Origin of the sequence: Flavobacterium covae, assembly GCF_001534645.1 — a bacterium.
Lineage (GTDB): Bacteria > Bacteroidota > Bacteroidia > Flavobacteriales > Flavobacteriaceae > Flavobacterium > Flavobacterium covae.
Map to the genome: position 1 here is coordinate 2492463 of NZ_CP013992.1, position 19151 is coordinate 2511613.

At 31.4% G+C, this 19151-nt stretch carries 15 protein-coding genes; 11 read left to right on the top strand and 4 right to left on the bottom strand.

The features are described from left to right. The first annotated feature begins 14 nt into the window (after window positions 1-14). From AWN65_RS11040 to AWN65_RS11085, 11 genes are all read left to right on the top strand, one after another. Window positions 15-1298: an AAA family ATPase gene (locus AWN65_RS11040; protein ID WP_060383207.1), complete on the top strand. Its 1284-nt coding sequence runs from the start codon at window positions 15-17 to the stop codon at window positions 1296-1298. Then, complete coding sequence (locus AWN65_RS11045) at window positions 1298-1882, top strand: HNH endonuclease domain-containing protein (protein ID WP_060383208.1); 585 nt, start codon at window positions 1298-1300, stop codon at window positions 1880-1882. The genes AWN65_RS11040 and AWN65_RS11045 overlap by 1 nt, the downstream gene beginning before the upstream one ends. Before the next feature lie 27 nt (window positions 1883-1909). Next, entirely contained in the window at window positions 1910-2392 is a 483-nt protein-coding gene (gene purE, locus AWN65_RS11050) for a 5-(carboxyamino)imidazole ribonucleotide mutase (protein ID WP_060383209.1), read from the top strand. A gap of 230 nt (window positions 2393-2622) precedes the next feature. Continuing rightward, entirely contained in the window at window positions 2623-4650 is a 2028-nt protein-coding gene (locus AWN65_RS11055) for a M3 family metallopeptidase (RefSeq protein ID WP_060383210.1), read from the top strand. 61 nt (window positions 4651-4711) lie between these two features. Then, window positions 4712-5326 (top strand): SanA/YdcF family protein, encoded by a 615-nt coding sequence (locus AWN65_RS11060; RefSeq protein ID WP_235588313.1) that lies wholly within the window; start codon window positions 4712-4714, stop codon window positions 5324-5326. Window positions 5327-5400: 74 nt separating this feature from the next. After that, window positions 5401-5904 carry a GbsR/MarR family transcriptional regulator gene (locus AWN65_RS11065; RefSeq protein WP_060383212.1) on the top strand — a complete coding sequence of 168 codons (504 nt, stop codon included), beginning with the start codon at window positions 5401-5403 and terminating at the stop codon, window positions 5902-5904. A gap of 56 nt (window positions 5905-5960) precedes the next feature. Continuing rightward, entirely contained in the window at window positions 5961-6242 is a 282-nt protein-coding gene (locus tag AWN65_RS11070) for a hypothetical protein (RefSeq protein WP_060383213.1), read from the top strand. Window positions 6243-6293: 51 nt separating this feature from the next. Beyond that, the gene (locus tag AWN65_RS11075; RefSeq protein ID WP_060383214.1) at window positions 6294-7019 is read left to right on the top strand and encodes a YqjF family protein; all 726 of its coding nucleotides are present in this window, start codon (window positions 6294-6296) and stop codon (window positions 7017-7019) included. Then, complete coding sequence (locus AWN65_RS14640) at window positions 7006-7362, top strand: hypothetical protein (RefSeq protein ID WP_081078435.1); 357 nt, start codon at window positions 7006-7008, stop codon at window positions 7360-7362. Before AWN65_RS11075 ends, AWN65_RS14640 begins: the two co-directional genes overlap by 14 nt. Window positions 7363-7369: 7 nt before the next feature. After that, on the top strand, window positions 7370-7750 hold the full coding sequence (locus AWN65_RS11080; RefSeq protein WP_060383215.1) for a hypothetical protein: 381 nt from the start codon (window positions 7370-7372) through the stop codon (window positions 7748-7750). Between the two features lie 109 nt (window positions 7751-7859). After that, window positions 7860-8792: a TIGR01777 family oxidoreductase gene (locus AWN65_RS11085; protein ID WP_060383216.1), complete on the top strand. Its 933-nt coding sequence runs from the start codon at window positions 7860-7862 to the stop codon at window positions 8790-8792. A 752-nt stretch (window positions 8793-9544) separates the two neighbouring features. On the opposite strand, the gene AWN65_RS11090 is transcribed toward AWN65_RS11085, so the two are convergent. The 4 genes from AWN65_RS11090 to AWN65_RS11105 all read right to left on the bottom strand — a co-directional run bounded on the left by AWN65_RS11090 (window position 9545) and on the right by AWN65_RS11105 (window position 18996). Beyond that, window positions 9545-9985 carry a hypothetical protein gene (locus tag AWN65_RS11090; RefSeq protein WP_060383217.1) on the bottom strand — a complete coding sequence of 147 codons (441 nt, stop codon included), beginning with the start codon at window positions 9983-9985 and terminating at the stop codon, window positions 9545-9547. 6 nt (window positions 9986-9991) lie between these two features. Continuing rightward, window positions 9992-10831: a UbiA prenyltransferase family protein gene (locus tag AWN65_RS11095; RefSeq protein ID WP_060383218.1), complete on the bottom strand. Its 840-nt coding sequence runs from the start codon at window positions 10829-10831 to the stop codon at window positions 9992-9994. Further along, window positions 10824-13208, bottom strand: a complete 2385-nt coding sequence (gene pbpC / locus AWN65_RS11100) for a penicillin-binding protein 1C (protein ID WP_060383219.1) — start codon at window positions 13206-13208, stop codon at window positions 10824-10826. Before pbpC ends, AWN65_RS11095 begins: the two co-directional genes overlap by 8 nt. Window positions 13209-13305: 97 nt before the next feature. Further along, a complete protein-coding gene (locus AWN65_RS11105) occupies window positions 13306-18996 on the bottom strand; it encodes an alpha-2-macroglobulin family protein (RefSeq protein WP_060383220.1) in 5691 nt (1896 codons plus the stop codon). Window positions 18997-19151: the final 155 nt, after the last annotated feature.

Consider the following 19151-nt stretch of genomic DNA (forward strand, 5'->3'; position numbering starts at 1 on the left):
GTAATTAAAAATAAATGAAACTTTCAAAGTTACATATAGACCAATACAGACATTTAGAAAATTTAGATTTTGACTTTACCTATCCTATGGATTTTCACGATGAAACAATGCGTGGAAAACCTTTAAACAAAATATGTTTTATTGGGCAAAGTGGAACAGGAAAAACGAAGTTATTAGAACTAATACACAAAGATATTAGCAATCTACTGAGTACTGAATTAGATGAAGATAGCAAAATCTGGATAAATTTCAATAAATATGATAGTACTATTGGATTACAGATAAACGAAAATAACTTTAGTTTTAAAGAAGGCAATTACTACCTAAATGGAAACATTATACAAAGAAGTTCGAATAAATCAACTTTTACTAGCACACTTATAAAAGAAGCAAAAAGTCTATTTTATTTTACAGCTGAACTACTATCAACTAAAAATTTAGAATTTTTCGAAAAAGAACCTATTTTGTTAATAGAAAAATCTAGAACTTTTTCTTTTATTGATCAATTTGCTGTAAATGAAAATCAAAACATAATTTTCAATGACAATATTGAAGAAGAAATTTGGATCAGATTACTAAATTCAAGTATAAATTATTTACAAAACTTTTTACAATTTGCAACAGAATTAATTAATAGCGGAAATGTACTAGACAATTCCTCTCAAAACAAAATAGATGCTTGGAAATCAGAAAATATAAATCCTCTAATAGATTTTTCAGAAAAATTCAATATCATCTTAGAGAAAATTCAATTAGAAGTTGATTTAACAAATGCAAAAAACATTATCCCTTTAAAAAATAAAAACACAGGAGAGAATGTTGATATAAAAAACATCAGTACGGGAACCAAACAACTTTTACTCAACTCCTTACCTCTTTACAAACTCGAAACCAATGAATCAATCGTCTTAATAGACGAACCAGAACGTTCTTTATATCCTGATATGCAAATGGAACTGATGGATCATTATCAAAGGCTAGCACAAAATGCTCAGTTTATAATAGCAACCCACTCTCCATTTATTGCAGCCTCTTTTGAACCTTGTGAACGATTTATTTTATATTTCGATGAAGAAGGAAAAGTGGCTGTAAGACAAGGAACGTCTCCTATAGGTGATGACCCGAATGATATTTTAAAAAATGATTTTGAATTAGAATTTTTAATGAACGAAAAAGGCAGAAGAGCTTTTGAGAGATTTAGAGAATTAAAGAGGGAAATTGCTACGGTAGAGAATGAAGAGGAAAAAGATAAATTATTAGACGAAATTCTAATTCTTGCTAAAGCATATAAATTTTAATGAGAAAGCAAGTTAAATTTACAGATTCTTTAGCCAAAGATTTGAGTTATATAATAGATGGGGATAATTCGAAACTTTGCCAAATTCTATTCAATGAACAAAAAGGATTTTGTGCTTATACTGAAACTTATTTAGGCAGAACTGATCAAAAAGATATTGACCATTTTAATCCGTCTAAAAGTTTTACAGATAGAAATAAGTACCAAAATCTTTTTCTTTGTAAAGCTCAATGGAATAGAGAAAAATCAAACAAGTGGGATAAATATCAACCTATTTTATATCCGCTTGAAGAAAATTTTGAAAAGAGAATTTCTTACAATCAAGATTTAAAACTTTTTGAAGCAACTGACAGAGAAGACAGAGAAGCTGTAAATTTAGTAAAACTTTTAAAACTAGACGATTACGACTTATCTATTGAAAGAAAAAAATATATTGAATTATGTTTTGAATTAATACAACATTATGAAAATCCAACAGTTTATTTCCAAAAAATAATTCAAAAAAACATAAACCACCTTCAATTTATACGAAGTTTAGAGATTGAATTCAACATAGACATTTGGAAAATGATTCCACAACCATAAAATAATACATAATTTAGACAACACACTATGAAAGTAGCCATCGTAATGGGAAGCATTTCTGACATGCCAGTGATGCAGGATGCCATAAACATATTAGCAGAATTTGGAATCGAGACAGAAGTTGACATCGTTTCGGCTCACCGCACCCCTGAAAAGTTGGTTGATTTTAGTAGCAATGCACACAAAAGAGGAATCAATGTAATTATTGCTGGTGCCGGTGGAGCGGCACATTTACCAGGCATGGTCGCTTCGATGAGTCCACTACCTGTGATAGGTGTACCCGTAAAATCAAGCAATTCAATTGATGGATGGGATTCTGTTTTATCTATCTTACAAATGCCTGGCGGGGTTCCTGTTGCCACAGTAGCCTTAAATGGAGCTAAAAATGCAGGTATTTTAGCAGCACAAATTATTGGTGCACAAAATCAAGACATTTTAAAAAGAATAATTGATTATAAAAAAGGTTTAAAACAAGCGGTTTTGAATGCCTCAGAAAATTTAAAAAAATAATAGAATCCCGAGTAAATCGGGATTTTTTATTTAGGATATTTTCTATTTTAGCAAAAAGAAAAAGATCCAGTAGTATTTAGAAATTTAAAGTAACATGAATACCGATTGTGTTAAATCAATATTCAAATTTTAAACATCATTAGATTTTCAACACTTATCTCTAAAATCAAGACACCAAACATATAACCTTTTACTATATAACACAAAAATTAGACAAAACACATAATTTTATGAAAATTCTCATTAATAAATTTGAAACAAAACACAATACAGCTCCTTTTAATTCAATTGAATTGAAAGATTACAAACCTGCCATTATTGAAGGTATTGCGCTAACTAAAAAAGAAATTGACACGATTATTAAAAACCAGGAAACGCCTACTTTTAAAAACACAATAGAAGCTTTAGAATTCTCTGGACAAACACTCGACAGAATTACCAGCATCTTTTTTAATTTGAATTCTGCCGAAACTTCTGAAGAAATGCAAAAAATAGCACAAGAAGTTTCCCCTTTATTAACAGAATTAAGCAATGACATCACATTAAATGCTGAACTTTTCGAACGTATTAAAAAAGTTTACGATCAAAAAGACAACTTAAATTTATCTGTAGAACAAAATACTTTACTGGATAAAAAATATAAATCTTTCACAAGAAATGGTGCTTTACTAGCTGAAGATAAAAAAACACGTTTACGAGAAATAGATACTGAATTAGCTAAATTAAAACTAATTTTTGGAGAAAACGCTTTGGCTGAAACCAACAATTATGAACTCCACATCACTAATCCAGAAAACTTAAAAGGACTACCAGAAGATACTATCGAAACAGCTCAGGCATTAGCTAAAAGTAAAAACAAAGAAGGTTGGCTTTTTACTCTAAATATACCAAGCTACTTACCTTTTGTTACTTATGCTGAGAATAGAGAATTACGAAAAGAATTAACCATAGCTTATGGAAAAAAATGCTTTCAGAAAAATGAAAACAATAATGAAGCTATTGCAATTAAAATCGCAAATCTAAGACATGAGCGAGCTAATTTATTAGGTTATAAAACGCATGCTGATTTTGTCCTTGAAGAACGCATGGCGCAAAATCCTGAAAAAGTAAAATCGTTCTTGAATGACTTATTAACCAAAGCAAAACCTGCCGCAGAAAGAGAGTTTGCACAATTGATGGCCTTTGCAAAAAAAATGGACGGCATTGATCAATTAGAAAAATGGGATGGTGCCTATTATTCAGAAAAATTAAAACAAGAATTATTTAATCTGGATGATGAAAAACTAAAACCTTATTTTGAATTGGAAAAAGTACAAGCTGGTGCTTTTGAAATTGCGAATCGATTATTTGGCTTAACTTTTACCGAAGTCTTCGATATTGACAAATACCATGATGAAGTTCATACTTTTGAAGTTACGGATGAAAAAGGGGACTTAGTCGCTGTTTTCTATTCTGATTATTTCCCTAGAGAAGGAAAACGAAATGGGGCATGGATGACCTCTTTTAAACACCAATATATTCAAAACGGAGTAAATGAACGCCCTCATGTTTCCATTGTGTGCAATTTCACTAAACCTACCCCTACCAAGCCTTCATTGCTCACTTTTCAAGAAGTTACGACCCTATTTCACGAATTTGGACATGCTTTACATGGCATGTTAGCAAACACAACTTACCCAAGTCTGTCAGGAACCTCTGTTTATTGGGACTTTGTAGAGCTACCAAGTCAGGTAATGGAAAATTGGTGTTATGAACCAGAAGCCTTGGCTCTCTTTGCTAAACATTATGAAACTGGAGAAGTGATCCCACAGGAATATGTAAATAAAATTAAAGAAAGTGCAAGCTTTTTGGAAGGAATGGCAACATTACGACAATTGAGTTTCGGTCTTCTAGATATGGATTTCCACGGGCAAAATCCATCTGAAATCAAGTCGGTAAAAGAATTTGAAAAACAATCTATGGCAAATACAATGCTTTATCCTGATGTAGCAGAAAACTGTATGAGTGTTTCTTTCTCTCATATTTTTCAAGGTGGCTATTCATCAGGATATTACAGTTATAAATGGGCAGAAGTCCTAGACGCTGATGCTTTTGCTTATTTCCAAGAAAATGGTATTTTCAACAAAGAAGTAGCGGATAAATTTAAAAACTATGTTTTATCACAAGGAGGTACAGATCATCCTATGACGTTATACAAAAAATTTAGAGGACAAGAACCTAAACCCGAAGCTTTGTTGAAGAGAGCGGGACTTTTATAATTTAACACTCATGATCTTCAAAAAATATAAAAAAATAGCGCTCTACAGTTTTACGCTATTTATGGTAGCTGTAGTAACAGTAAACCTCTATATCAATTCAATTACAGAAAAAAATATTTACAAATCTAAAAGAGACATCCCCACCACTAAAGTGGGGATTATTTTCGGTGCTGGAATAAATGGTAATAATCCAAGTAAATATTTAAAAGACAGATTAGATGCAGGCATACAACTTTACAATGCAAACAAAATACAAAAAATTCTACTCTCTGGAGATAACGGTCGAGAAGAATATGATGAACTAACTGTGATGAAAAATTATTGCTATCAGCACGGGGTGGATACCACTAAAATTTACATTGATTATGCGGGTTTTGATAGTTATTCGACTTTGTATAGAGCGAAAAAAATATTTTCAATTAGAAATGCTGTGCTAATATCTCAGGAATACCATCTAAACAGAGCTATTTATATTGGTAACCAAATTGGAATTAATTCCATAGGTTACTCTGCCAATAAAGGTCTGTACAAAGGATACAAATATGTTTGCTTTAGAGAATATTTTTCAAGATTCAAAGCATTTATAGACGTGTTACGAAATAGAAAACCTAAATTTTCAGGAACTCAAATACCTATAGATGGCGTTTCAAATTATAGCAAAGAAGATAAGAGGTAACTTTTAAAATTGCCTCTTAAAATAAACTTTCATTTTTTTTTGAAAGTTTAAAAACATTTTTATACCTTTGGGGTATGGAATTCAAAGAAGCAAAAAATAAGTTTGTACAAACCTGGGGGGCGTTAGGTTCTCAGTGGGGTATCAACAAAACAATGGCACAAATTCACGCCTTGTTGATGGTATCTAACGAAGCTGTTTCTATGGAAGACATTATGGAAGAGCTACAAATTTCTCGTGGAAATGCTAGTATGAATTTACGTGCTTTAATGGATTGGGGCATTGTATACAAAGAATACAAAGCAGGTGAAAGACGTGAGTTTTTTACTGCCGAAAAAGACTTAGACGAACTAGCCGTTAAAATTTCTAGAGAAAGAAGTAAGCGAGAAATAAAACCCGCTTTAAAAGTACTAAAAGAAGTGTCTTCTATTGACGCAAATACATCAGCTGAAGAAAAACATTTTGTAGAACAAACCACAAAACTATATGACTTTGTACTCAAAGCTGATAATGTTTTGGACAAAATCACAGAATACAAAGACAATTGGTTGGCTCAATTGTTAGTTAAGTTTATGAAATAAAAAATTTTAATCAAAAACTTTCATTTTTTTCTGAAAGTTTAATAAATACAAATATTATGAAAACTATAGTTACAACAAGCAAAATAATAAATATCATTGCTTTACTTTTCCTAGTCCTAGGCGGATATGGTTTAGCAATAACAGGGTTTTTACAAGTATTAGCAGCAACTTTATACTTGATTGCATTTCCAAAAAACAAATTAATATATAGTTATTTTGCTCTTGTCATTATTTTCTTTGCGTTTTGGGATAGAACTTTTAATTGGTTTTTCACACTACCTATTTTGCTGATATTCTATTTAACTTATATCATTCATTTTCAAAAAAAATTTAATTAAAACTTTCATTTTTTTCTGAAAGTTTGAAATTTATAAATAATTATTAACACTATGAACTTCTTAACCGCACAATGGAAAAACTTGGCAATGGCAAATTATATTGTCCAACCAGCTGTCTTACAAAAATACCTTCCAGCTGGCACCGAATTGGATTATTTTAATGGTAACTGTTATGTGAGTCTCATTGGATTTATGTTTGAAGACACAAAAGTTTTAGGTCTTAAAATTCCTAATCATAACAATTTTGAAGAAGTAAATCTTCGATTTTATGTAAAACGCTTTGAAAACGGTGAATGGAGACGTGGTGTCGTTTTTATTAAAGAAATTGTTCCTAAAAGCGCCATTACTTTCGTAGCAAACACTTTATATAAAGAGCATTATGAAACCCAAACAATGAATCATAATATAAAATTAGAAGCTGAGATTTTACATGTATGCTATACCTGGAATCAAGAAAACACAATCAACAAAATTGAAGTAAATGCTTATGATTTCTTATCTCCATTAGATCCAGAGAGCGAAGCCGAATTTATTATGGAACATTATTATGGTTACGCCAAATATGCAAAAAACACTACCTACGAATACGAAGTACAGCATCCTAAATGGGAACAATATACCATCAAGAACTACCACATTGCAGTAGATTTTGAAAAAAATTACGGAAAGGAGTTTCGCTTTTTAAATACAGTGAAACCTTGTTCTGTCTATCTAGCCAAAGGTTCAGTGATTACGGTAAAAAACAAAAGAAAAATTAACATTTATGATCCCTTTTAATTATAATCTGATTGGTTATACCTCTTTTTTAATCATAATCATTTTTATCATAGCTGTCGTAGGCAAAATATGTTACAAAAACGGGAATGTGTATGTCAACGAATTAATTCCAAACCACGCCGATTTATGTGTTCAAATAAATAAAACACTTTTAGTTGGCTACTATCTTGTAAACATAGGGTACAGTGCTATGACGCTTATTTGGTGGAATGAGATAATCACCATCCAACAACTCATCGAAACCCTTGCCCTAAAAATTGCAACGATTGCCTTTATACTATCTTGCTTACATTATTCAAATCTTTATATACTAACAAATTACGTTCAAAAATTAATTAAATAAAATCATTATGGAAACTTCAAAAATTTTAATCGGTTATACAATCTATTTACCTATTGTAATTGTCTTAACTTTTTATGTATCAAAAACATTATTCAAAAATGGCAAAACCTTTATGCTCGATATTTTTAAAGGTAGAGAAGAAATTGCCACTGCGACCAACAAGCTATTTGAAACAGGATTCTACCTCCTCAACTTAGGTTACGCATTAATGATACTAGAAATCAATCTTCAGGAAAACACCTATCAAGAACTTATTGAAGAATTGAGTTATCAAATAGGAGGATTTTCAATTTATTTAGGTGTGATGATGTTCTTCAATTTGTACCTATTTTTTAGAGGAAAAAGAAAATCTAAAGAAACGAGTTTGAATAATCAAATTATAGCTTGAAAATAGAAAACTATTAGAAGATCATCTAATTTAGTAAGGGAAGTCACTCTAATGTGATTTCTCCTTTCGTCGAAATGACAAGATTGAAAAATTAAATCATTAAACAAATATGAAAAAATTAGTCATTGCCGCTGGTACGGGATTTTTAGGAAATGTCATTATAGATTATTTCCAACAAAAATGCACTGAAATCATCGTCTTAACTAGAGGAAAATCTAGACAAGAAAACAATATATGTTATGTGCATTGGAATGCTAAAAGTTTAGGTGGATGGGAAATCGAATTAGAGAATGCTGATGTATTGATTAATATGGCAGGCAAATCTGTTGATTGCAGATATAATGAGAAAAATAAAAAAGAGATTTTGCTTTCTAGAATTAAAAGTACAAAGATCCTAAACGAAGCCGTTTTACAATGTCAAAATCCGCCTAAACACTGGATGAATTCTTCAACTGCGACCATATATCGTCATTCTGAAGACAAGCAAATGGATGAATACACTGGAGAGATAGGTAATGACTTTTCGATGAATGTAGCTCAAAGTTGGGAAAAAGCCTTTTTTAAAACCGAAACCCCACAAACAAAAAAAACAGCATTGAGAACTTCTATTGTGTTAGGCAAAAAAGGGGGTGCTTTCCCTCCTATTAAAAATCTGGTACAAATGGGTTTTGGAGGTAAACAAGGAAATGGCAACCAATTTATAAGTTGGATTCACGAAAAAGATTTTGCCCGAGCCATAGAGTACATCATCGAGAAAGAAATTACAGGAAAAGTGAACCTAGTTTCTCCCGAACCAATCCAAAACAAAACCTTTATGAAAACACTTCGTAAAGAAATGAAAGCACCTTTTGGAACCCCACTTGGCAAACGAATGTTAGCATTTGGCGCAAAAATCATTGGTACTGAGACCGAATTGGTTTTAAAAAGTAGAAATGTAATTCCGAAACGATTAATCCAAGAAGGATTTAGTTTTGAATATGAGAATTTGGAAATGGCGTTTAAAGAATTATTGAATAAAAATAATTACACAAAGTCCCACTAAGTAGGCACGAAGTTTCACAAAGAAAAATTCGTATAAAGCAATAATTGAACTTCACCACAAGGAACTCAAAGTAGTCGAAACATTCGCTAAAAAAACTTTGTGTGACACTACACTGTGTAACAAATAACTAAAGTATTTGTTTTTATTTCTAAGTCTAATACCATTTAAACTTTGAAATTTCCTCATAATACTATTTTTTTAACCTTGAGACTGTCCAAAAAGTTCGCAATCTTGTATTTCGACCAAAGGGAGAAATCACATACTATTGATTATGAGACTCCTCCTTACGTAGGAGTAACAAACTGTATGTTGATTTAGACACTATCCTACAAAAACAATAAAAATTAGTGTTGATTCTCGATGCGCTTCGCGCTCGAACTAATGATGATTTCAATTATATACTCAACCGTTTGTTCGAGTTGTTTTAAAATAAAAAAAACAGATCGAGAATTTCACTTTTTAATCCAGTATATTTTAAGTTTAAATGGTATAATTTACTCCATTTAAAGAGAGAGAAATTTTATTTGGGAATAAGAGAGGTATTTTTTGGTATAAAGTAACTATAAATGATACACAAGAGTATTTTGTTTGTGAATTGATTCCAAACAATTAACAGCACCTAACAATCAAGTGTTTACAGAATCAAAAAGAAATTTTCCAATCTCTTGGTTGAGAAAAGGTTGTTAAATGAACGAGTTTTTTAAAATCACAAACAGGAAAGCAATTAATCAAACATTCTTGAAAATTAAAACTTAAATCTTTTCAATTAAATCTATCTCTTTCTTTTCATTCAATCTAACCATAAACATTGCTTTTTTATTATTTTTCACCTCTTCAAAAAAATCTAATCTTGCTCCTTCAACTGTTATTTCCATATATTTCATTTCTTCAGTACTGTAACTAAAATCTTTAGTCAATCTTAGTTTATTTACCTCTTCTGAAATACAATCAGTATTAAATGATTCATTATTTTCTTTTGAATTAAAAATTGATTTAATGTTAAAATTAACCGATGCACAATTATAAGTTAATTCATAATTATCTAAAGTATCAATTACAACTACATTGGTTATAAACAAAGAATATCTAGAAAATAAATTAGAGTTACATTTACAAACTTCTTGTTTGGAATCATTTTTTTGCTTGCAACTTAAAGTAATCATAAAAAGCAGTAAAATGTATATTTTTTTCATTTTCCTTTAATAATTTTTAAGTTGAATCAGACATAAAACCCAACAAACAATAGGTATTGCCTCCACCCAAAAAGACGTATAGTATTTAGAACGATTAGGGGTAGCAAAAAATAATGCAATAGCAATAAAAAATGGCAATATCAATTGCAATGCTACTAATTGATTATTGAAATTGCCATTGCTGTTGAATTTAAAAACTTCCAATAATACACAAATAACCGACAAAACATACCCTAACCATTTTGTTTGTCTCACTCCTATTTGCTGCGGAATAGTTTGTAAACTTAATTTGTCTTTTGACAAATCAACGATTTCAAAAATAAGCATCAAAACAAACACAACAAAAAATCTTTGAATGAAATAAAAAACAACATCATATTTTATAACTAATTCAGTATTAAAAATGGGTAACCAAACGGTTACAATAGCCCAACTCAAAGCCACTAAATATATTTTTACTCCGCTCCAGTTTCTAAAATTAGTTTTTTTAGGTACTATGGGCAAGGTATAAAATCCCGTAAGTAAAAGTACTCCTATTGCTGTAATTTGAGTTATGCTGTTGAGCAGAAAGAAATAATAACCACAGCATAATACCGAAACAAAACTTAACGAAACGATCCATTTTAATTGCTTATGCCAAACCTGTTTTCTAACTCTGGTTAATTCATAGTATTTAATAAAATTGTAACCTACAATCGTACCATAGAATGCAAACTCTCTAACATTATTAGTATTTGAAATATGAAATTCAATACAGCTAATTTGCACAAAGGCAAAAACAGCTAAAGCAACATGAATGCTACTATTTATATAAAAATCAAAAATGTTTTTTAAAAATCTACTCATTTTCAATGGTTACATATTGCTTAAGTTCCATTCCTTTTTCATCTACTACCGTTATAAGATGTCTTCCTGTAGATGTTATAATTGGCATTTCGTGAAAAGTTTGTGTGGTACCTTCAAATTCTTTATCAATATACCAATATAGCTTTGATTCTCGATTAGAGTGGGCTATTTTAAAAATTACAGGTTGTATTTTTCCTTGAAAATTTTTTGTTAGATAAATTTTACTATTAGCTTTAGGATAAATAAATCCCATAGTGCCTTGAGAGGCTCCCTGACAATCTTGACGGTATGGGGGTAATGGTTTATAATCTATATGTAATCCTTTATAATACCATTCCATAACGGGGGGCAGTATAAACCACGATTGGGTTACTATTTTATCGACATCTTCACAAGTGTTATTTACTTGAAACTGTTTTGTAATGTCTAAATGAATGGTTTTATGAAAAGGGCATATTATTGTTTTTGTTCCGTTTTTGGGAATCATTTGCTTTACTTTAGGACATCCTGTCTTGGCTAAATAACCACTTTGAGCACAACATTCTTTTTCAACTAAATCAGAAATAGGTGGTTTAAACCATTTTTTTCTAGGCAATAAATTAAATACGTCAAATAGAACAGGTGCTGCACTATCAATACCTGTTAATTGTGGTCGTCCTTCTCCTGACGCATTTCCTACCCATACACCTACCACATAATCACTATTTGTGCCTATAGCCCAAGCATCTCTATTTCCAAAACTAGTACCTGTTTTCCAAGCTAATTGGATAGAGGAATCATAAAAACGCCAAGCCTCATCTTCTGCTGGTCTATTGACTTCTTTCATAGCTTCATAAGTAAGGTATATTGCTCCTGCTCCTACTACTTCTTTTTGGTCTTGTTCCGTTCCAAAATTTGGTTGAAAATCTTTTTTATAATTGAGTTCGCTAAATTCATATTTGCGATATTGTTTAAATTCATTATAATAATTTAAGGTTGAAGTTAAATTAGCATAGGTTCTACTCAAATCCCACAAATTACTTTCAGCACCTCCTAATATTAACGATAATCCATAATGATCAGGATGTTTATTAATATTTTTTAACTTGTATTGTTTTAATGTTTCGTAAAATTTATGAACTCCGTGTTCTTGTAACATTAATACGGCTGGAATGTTTAATGATCTTGAAAGTGCTCGTTGCGCAGGCACAGCTCCGTCAAAAGTTAAATTATAATTTTGAGGTATATACCCTGATATTTGAGTAGGAATATCAGGTACTAAAGTATTAGACAACAACTCGCCATCATCTAACATAGAAGCAAAAAGCAAAGGTTTTAAAATGCTTCCTGTGCTTCGAGGAGCTGTAATGATATCAACATCTTTATCATGATTAGCATCTGTAGGGGTATTTCCTACATAGCTGAGTATGTTTCTATTTCTTACATCTAATATAATAACAGCCATATTATGAACCTCATTTTGGCTATACTGACTATAATATTGTCGTACTATTTGGTTTACTCTATTTTGCAGGGAAACATCAATTGTTGTTACAATTTTTTGTTGTGAATTTTCTTTCGCTACTTTTTGTAATAAATGCGGTGCTATTTGAGGTAAATCGTAAGGCTTTTGAGGCAAAGATTCTGTTAGTGCTAAATCATAGGTCATTTGATCAATTACTTTATTATCTAATAATTTTTTAAGTAACCGATTTCGTTTTCTTAGTAATAATTGCTGATTTTTACCTGGATATATAAGTCGTGGAGCATTAGGCAGCACTGCTAAAGTAGCACTTTCAGCCCATGATAATTGGTGTGGTTGCACTCCAAAATAACGCCAAGCAGCCATTTCTAATCCTACTACATTTCCTCCAAAAGGGGCATGTGCAGCATATAATTCTAAGATTCTTTGTTTTGAGTATCTAAATTCTAATCGAGTGGCTAGAATAATTTCAATAATTTTTTCGAAGTAGGTTCGTTTTTTATTTTTTCTAGCCAAGCGAATGACCTGTTGTGTTACTGTACTTCCTCCTCGAACCACTTTTCCCGCAGTTTTATTTTGTTTTACTGCTTTAACCATAGCTACAGGATTAAATCCAAAATGATGATAAAAGTGTTCGTCCTCAAAATAGACCACACATTGTTTGAATTTATCAGGAATAGAGTCTTGCTCTGGAAAACGCCATTGACCATCGCTTGCAATTTTTGCTCCTAATAATTCTCCAGTACTGCTTTCTATGACCGTTGAATAAGGTTCTGCAAAAAGTGTACGTGGTAATGAGAAATAATAAATAATTAAGATTATAAAACCAATAACCGATTTCTTTTTATTGGAAATAATCCAGTTTTTTATTCGTTTAAAGAAATTTAGATTATGAAATTTATTTTTTAAATCCATTTATGATTAAATATTTTCGGATTTTTTTGTTTCACAGAGTTACACAAAGTTTCACGAAGCTTTGTGAGACTTTGTGTTACTGTGCTAAATTCAATTTTTACTTAACAATTTGAACCCATTGTCCTTTGGTACGAGCCATAAAACTGTGGTCGTACATGGCTTCACACTGTGCTCCTGGCAGATAATAGTTTCCTAAATAAGACGCATTAATAAGCATTTTAAATACTCTGGTTTCTCCTGATTTTAGACTAAAATAATAATTGGCTCTATCGTCTCGCATATCAATATAATCTGCCGTATTTTCTGTTGCATTACCGAAATCAGTATAACGAGTATTCACAATTTCAAACCCTGAAGGTACTATTTGTGTTAATGCTATATTAGGAACCATTTCATTCTTTTGATTTTTTAATATTATTTCAGCTATTAATTCTGTTCCTTGAGCTATTTTAGAAATCGTAACTATTTTTCCTTTTTTATCTTTAAACACTACTGAAGCAGAAACATTGTTAGAAGTAGGTTGTTCTTTTCCTACTGGTAAAATTCCGCTATTAATAATTCTAACAAACAAAGTATTGTTTTTATTGTTTTTAATATCTAGCATTCCACGAACAAGAGTCCTTTGTATAATGGCTTTTGAAGTATTTATAGATACTGATTTACCTCCATTTGTCAACTCAATGCTAATTCCTTTTCCACCGTTATACTTAGCAAATTTTGCCATTGCATACAATGAGTAAGCTGTAGTTTGTGTACTCATCCATTGATCTGATGATAAATTTTTAGCTAATTTGACTGCCATTGTAAAAGCCTTTTGCTTTTGTCCTAACAATACTAAACTTTCTAAAGTCATCGCCCTATTTCTGTCCTCTGAACCATAGCTATAATAATATTGACTTGCAGTATCATTAATATTTGATTTTAACAATAAGGCATTTGCGGCACTGCTTTGTTCTACTAGAGCGTAAGTTGCTGCCAAACGAAGTTTTGTTTCATTTGTAATTCCTTTTGTTTCTCTTAAACGGTTCATTGATGCTAAATCTGGAACTCCTGCTAAAGCTAAAGTATACAAACGGTATGCTTGATTTAAATCCGTGTTATAATCTAATTCCATTCGCCAATTTTTAGCTATTTTTTGTTGATAGCCAATCCATTTAGATTTAAAATTTAATGGTAAATGGTATCCTTTTTTCTCAGCTTCTAACATAAAATGACCCGCATAACTCGTTCCCCAATCATCTGGAGTGGTATTTCCTTGCCAATAAGCCATTCCTCCTGTTGATAATTGAAAACTAGTTAATCGTTCGATCCCTGCTGTAACATTACGTTGTATTTGACTCTTTTTATCGGAATCTACATCTATTACATCGGTTAAATATAATTGTGGAAATACAGAAGAAGTGGTTTGTTCTACACAACCATGAGGATATTGAATAAGATAATCTAAACGCCTTCCAAAATCAATAGTAGGAATTGATGCTATTTCTACCATTGCATGATTGCTGCCTGTAACACCAAAGGCTTTCCATGTCATTGTTTTTTTAGCATTTCCGGCTAATAAAGCATCCGTTGTAAGAGTTGTAACTGGATTAGGATTTATTACATCTATTTCTACTTCATATATTGATTTTTCGTTCCCTGAGGTTGCTATTACTTGAAGTTTTCCTATACCAGTTGTATTGCCTACACTTACGTCAAAATAAGCCATTTTTTCATCTGGATTTGCAAAATATATTTTTTGTATAGCTGGGCTGATTAACTTAACTGCATTGTTTGTTTTTACTTGAACTGTTACATTTTTTATATGGTTTTCAGTAGCAAAGAGCGTAACTGGCAAGGTTACTTTTTCAGAAGGTGAAATTTTTCTAGGCAAGGAAGCTAATACCATTAATGGGCTTTTTACCGCGGTACTTTTTTCTGCCATACCATACGCTCCTTTTTCAGCATTAGCCGCTACTACCATTGTTTTGACTGAACCAATATATTTTGGTAATTTGATTGTATGCGTTTTAGTGCCTCCATTTAATTTAAATGGCCCAAAGTACATGACTACAGGTTTAAAACGATTTGCTTTTTTAGCATTAGCCCCTCCTCTTTCGGCATCACCTCCTATACTAAATATTTGATTTACTCGTCCTCCATACGCTCCAATTACATTATCATAAATATCCCAGGTACGAACACCTAATGCCTCGCGAGCATAAAAACTATCCCAAGCGTTCGGGGTTTTAAATCGGGTTAGATCTAATAGTCCTTCATCAACAACTGCAATTGTATAGGTCATTGGCTTACCGTTTTCTTCACTTACTTTTACATCTACTGTTTTTTCAGGTCGCACTACATCGGGCATTTCTATTTTAGGTTTTAAAATAGTTTCTTTATCTATTACACTAATCGGAACCAGACCATACATACGAATAGGAGCATCGTTTTTGGCAGATGCGTGCGGACGTAACATAGTAATATTAATATATACATTAGGAGCCATATCTGGCGTAATATCTAAATCTACTTGCGTTTCTCCGTCGGATGTTTTTTGCCAAAAAGTTTTTACTACTCTTGATCCATTTTCAATAGAAATCAAAGCACGTCCCCCTTCACTTGATGGGAAAAATATTTTAGCTGTTTCGCCTACATGGTATTCTTTTTTGTCTGTAGAAAAACGCAACATAGCCGCTTCTTTTCCATCTGTATTTTTAGAACGTTCAGACCAATAAGGGTAATCTAAAAACACCGTATTTCCTGTTGCATGACCATCATTCGGATCAATAGCTCTGATTAAATAACGTCCCCAATCATTTTCGGGAACAGAGAATGCTATTTCTCCACGCCCTGATGAATTGGTATTAATTACATACGTTTTATAAGCGGTTGTTGAGGTACTGGTACTGTAATTTGATAACTTATCGGAAGATTCGTCCCACCACCATCTAGAATCTATTTTATAAATCCTTACTTGTAATCCTTTAACAGGTTTGGGTTTTCCATTTTCGTTAAGTGTTACAAACTCGTAACGATTATTTTTTCCTGTTTCTAACAATCCGTATTTGTTAGGCTCTGGTGTTTTAATTCCTACATAGGTTGGGTATGGCGAATATTTCACCATACTTACATCAGTGCTTACATCGCCTCCATTTTCATACACTTTGGTAATAAACGCAGCATTCAACATTCCAGGCGCTTGTCCATGTAAAGTTGGATCTATAGAAAAACGGGTTAAACCTTGTTGGTTAATTTTTCCTGAATATACATTTATTTCTTCTGTTGAAAAAGATCTTGTAGGATCATCAAATACAAATTTATCATATCCTTTAAAAGAGGTAACTTGTTGTGTAAACTTTGCTTGTACTTCTGTTTTTAGATCTTTAGCAACAGCTCCGTGCATCCAAGTAACTTTAACGGTATTGTTGTTATTTTTTGAAGCAGAAAGTATATCTTTATTAAAACTGTTTTTAATTTTTAGCCTATTAGGCTTAATCGTTTCAATTTTTATACTCTTATAAAAATTAGCTCCTCCTACACTTATCATTGCTTCCCAATTACCTGTTGGAACTGAAGTATTCGTTACTAAATCAAAACGATAATGGTTTTCTTCATTTGTTTTATGAATATACTGATAAATGGTTTTTCCCATTGGGTCATTCAATCTAAATTTGATCGGATGGTTTACAGGAATTTTATTGGCATTATCATTTAGAATAAATGATAAATGAATCGAATCACCAGGACGCCAAACGCCTCTTTCTCCATAAATATATCCTTTTAATCCTTTTTGTAGAGATTCTCCTGCTACATCAAAATTACTCAATGATAAAGACAGTTCATCATCTAATTTAACATAAGTTGTGTTTTTACCTTGTTTTACTATAGCAAAATAAGCAAATTTCTTTAAGTCAAATTTAGCGATTCCATCACCATCAGTAGTTGAAGTGGCTAATTTTTGTTGTTGATAAGTGTATAAATCTACTGTTGCACCACTTACGGGGTCAGTTGATACAATATCACTTACTGCAATCGTTATACTTTTATTATTCCCCCTCTTAGCTATAATTCCTAAATCAGTAGCTAGAACATTTGTTGATACCTTTGTGTTGTTATAATAATAATCCGTACACGGATCTTGACTTTGTAACCATTCGTAGTCTTCCTCATAATAGTAATCATAATCTTCCCCACTATAGTTTACATCATCTTCTTCTATTTCCTCTTCCTCTACGATTTCTTCATTATCGCCTGAACATTTATATAATGCGTCACTTTTTTTAAATGAAAACTCTACTCTATAAATAGAACCGGGATCTGATTCTATAATTTTTGATAAATCAAGAGCATAAGTATTCCATTTGCTATAATCTAAAAGCTCATTTTGTTTTAATTCAAGGGTTGTTTTGGCAACTGGTTGACTTACTTTTTTAAGGTTTCTATTACCGTTCAACTCATTATCTTGTAAAAATTGTAAAATATTATTTTCATATATTTTATATATTTTCACATTTACTTTTTTCAAATTAGCCGCTTCAAAATTTATTTGTAAATGGTTAGAACTTGGTAAAATAGTTCCGTTTTTAATTGGTCTAACAGCTGGTTTTATAGATTCAAAATCAATTGTTTTTGAGTAATTTTCTTTTAGTTCATCACCATAAATATTTTTAATCCCTTGAAAAATCTCTACTAATTTAGATCCATTTAGTTCCGTTGTTTGAATTTCTTCCGTTTCTTGCTCCGTTTCTTCTTCAACATAAGATTCTTGACTTTCATCTGATACAGAAGCGGTTTCTACTGAATCTAGGACTTCTTCTTCAACAACTGTTGCTGCTGAGTCTACAGCAGTAGCTGTGGTATCCACATCTGCAACTGTTGTTACCTGAACAGGTTCTGCTATGATAACTTCTTCTTTTTCGGGTTTATAGTTATTAAAAAATACTTTCAAAACATTGCCCGTAGTAGCATATTTGACTCCATTTGTATTTTGAATATTTACTAAACCATTAAAATCTTGGTCTTTTTTTAAGGGATCTGAAAAATTAATTAGTAATGACTGATTGTTTTCATCTCCTACCTCAACACTCATTACTTTAAAATCATTTTTTGCAGGTATTGCTAATTTAGATTTCCCTTCGTTTTCTGCATCAATTTCATCACCATCCCATTCAAGTACTATTTCACTGGCTTCATCAAAACGTTTAATTCCTTCTACGCGATACTTAAATTCAGTATTGGTACTTTCCTCTTTATCAAAAGTAATAGCTAAATCATCTCCCTCTTGTGAGCATTCTAACAAATCTTCTACGTCGTCAAAATCAGCCACATCAGCAGTTTTTACTGTACCTACTAAATAGTAGGTTTCTTTATCTGATGATTGCAATTCATCTGTTTTGACAACAAAATCTTGTTTGATTGTTTTTAAAGAAAATTTAAACTCTTCTAATTCTTTTGGAACTGATTTTATTTTCCCAAGGTTTAAAGTCACTTGATATAACGTGTTTTGATCTAATTTATCTTTCGGAACAAAGGCTACTGTATTAGAAGAAAGTGCCACAACTTTTCCACTTACACTAGGGGTTATATCAAATAAATCAGAATCTAACTCTTGATTTACTTTCCAAGTGGGATTATTAAAATCTAATTGAACCCGAATATCCGATTTAACTGAAACAAATCCAGAAGTAAAAGCCGAGATATACCCTTTAAACAATCCAAAATTAGAATCAAAATCAGATGTTTTTTTGGAGCAAGAAAATTGGAATAAAATTGCACAAAACAACGCAAAAAGCCTAGATAATTTCATGTTTTTAAAATTTTGTTTACTTGAATAATTAACGTAAATGTACAGTTTTTAATACATAGAAATATCACATAAAAATTAATTTCGTTAAACAGCTACAAATATCAGTTAAATAGTAGTAATTTTGATGCACTCAAAACAACACATTATTTTTTGAT

What these genes read in the sequence shown, in the direction of transcription:
- purE (WP_060383209.1), top strand. Translation starts at nt 1,910, where the DNA reads ATGAAAGTAGCCATCGTAATGGGAAGCATTTCTGACATGCCAGTGATG.
- pbpC (WP_060383219.1), bottom strand. Translation starts at nt 13,208, where the DNA reads ATGGATTTAAAAAATAAATTTCATAATCTAAATTTCTTTAAACGAATA.
- AWN65_RS11085 (WP_060383216.1), top strand. Translation starts at nt 7,860, where the DNA reads ATGAAAAAATTAGTCATTGCCGCTGGTACGGGATTTTTAGGAAATGTC.
- AWN65_RS11045 (WP_060383208.1), top strand. Translation starts at nt 1,298, where the DNA reads ATGAGAAAGCAAGTTAAATTTACAGATTCTTTAGCCAAAGATTTGAGT.
- AWN65_RS11070 (WP_060383213.1), top strand. Translation starts at nt 5,961, where the DNA reads ATGAAAACTATAGTTACAACAAGCAAAATAATAAATATCATTGCTTTA.
- AWN65_RS11055 (WP_060383210.1), top strand. Translation starts at nt 2,623, where the DNA reads ATGAAAATTCTCATTAATAAATTTGAAACAAAACACAATACAGCTCCT.
- AWN65_RS11095 (WP_060383218.1), bottom strand. Translation starts at nt 10,831, where the DNA reads ATGAGTAGATTTTTAAAAAACATTTTTGATTTTTATATAAATAGTAGC.
- AWN65_RS11090 (WP_060383217.1), bottom strand. Translation starts at nt 9,985, where the DNA reads ATGAAAAAAATATACATTTTACTGCTTTTTATGATTACTTTAAGTTGC.
- AWN65_RS11105 (WP_060383220.1), bottom strand. Translation starts at nt 18,996, where the DNA reads ATGAAATTATCTAGGCTTTTTGCGTTGTTTTGTGCAATTTTATTCCAA.
- AWN65_RS11040 (WP_060383207.1), top strand. Translation starts at nt 15, where the DNA reads ATGAAACTTTCAAAGTTACATATAGACCAATACAGACATTTAGAAAAT.
- AWN65_RS14640 (WP_081078435.1), top strand. Translation starts at nt 7,006, where the DNA reads ATGATCCCTTTTAATTATAATCTGATTGGTTATACCTCTTTTTTAATC.
- AWN65_RS11060 (WP_235588313.1), top strand. Translation starts at nt 4,712, where the DNA reads ATGGTAGCTGTAGTAACAGTAAACCTCTATATCAATTCAATTACAGAA.
- AWN65_RS11075 (WP_060383214.1), top strand. Translation starts at nt 6,294, where the DNA reads ATGAACTTCTTAACCGCACAATGGAAAAACTTGGCAATGGCAAATTAT.
- AWN65_RS11080 (WP_060383215.1), top strand. Translation starts at nt 7,370, where the DNA reads ATGGAAACTTCAAAAATTTTAATCGGTTATACAATCTATTTACCTATT.
- AWN65_RS11065 (WP_060383212.1), top strand. Translation starts at nt 5,401, where the DNA reads ATGGAATTCAAAGAAGCAAAAAATAAGTTTGTACAAACCTGGGGGGCG.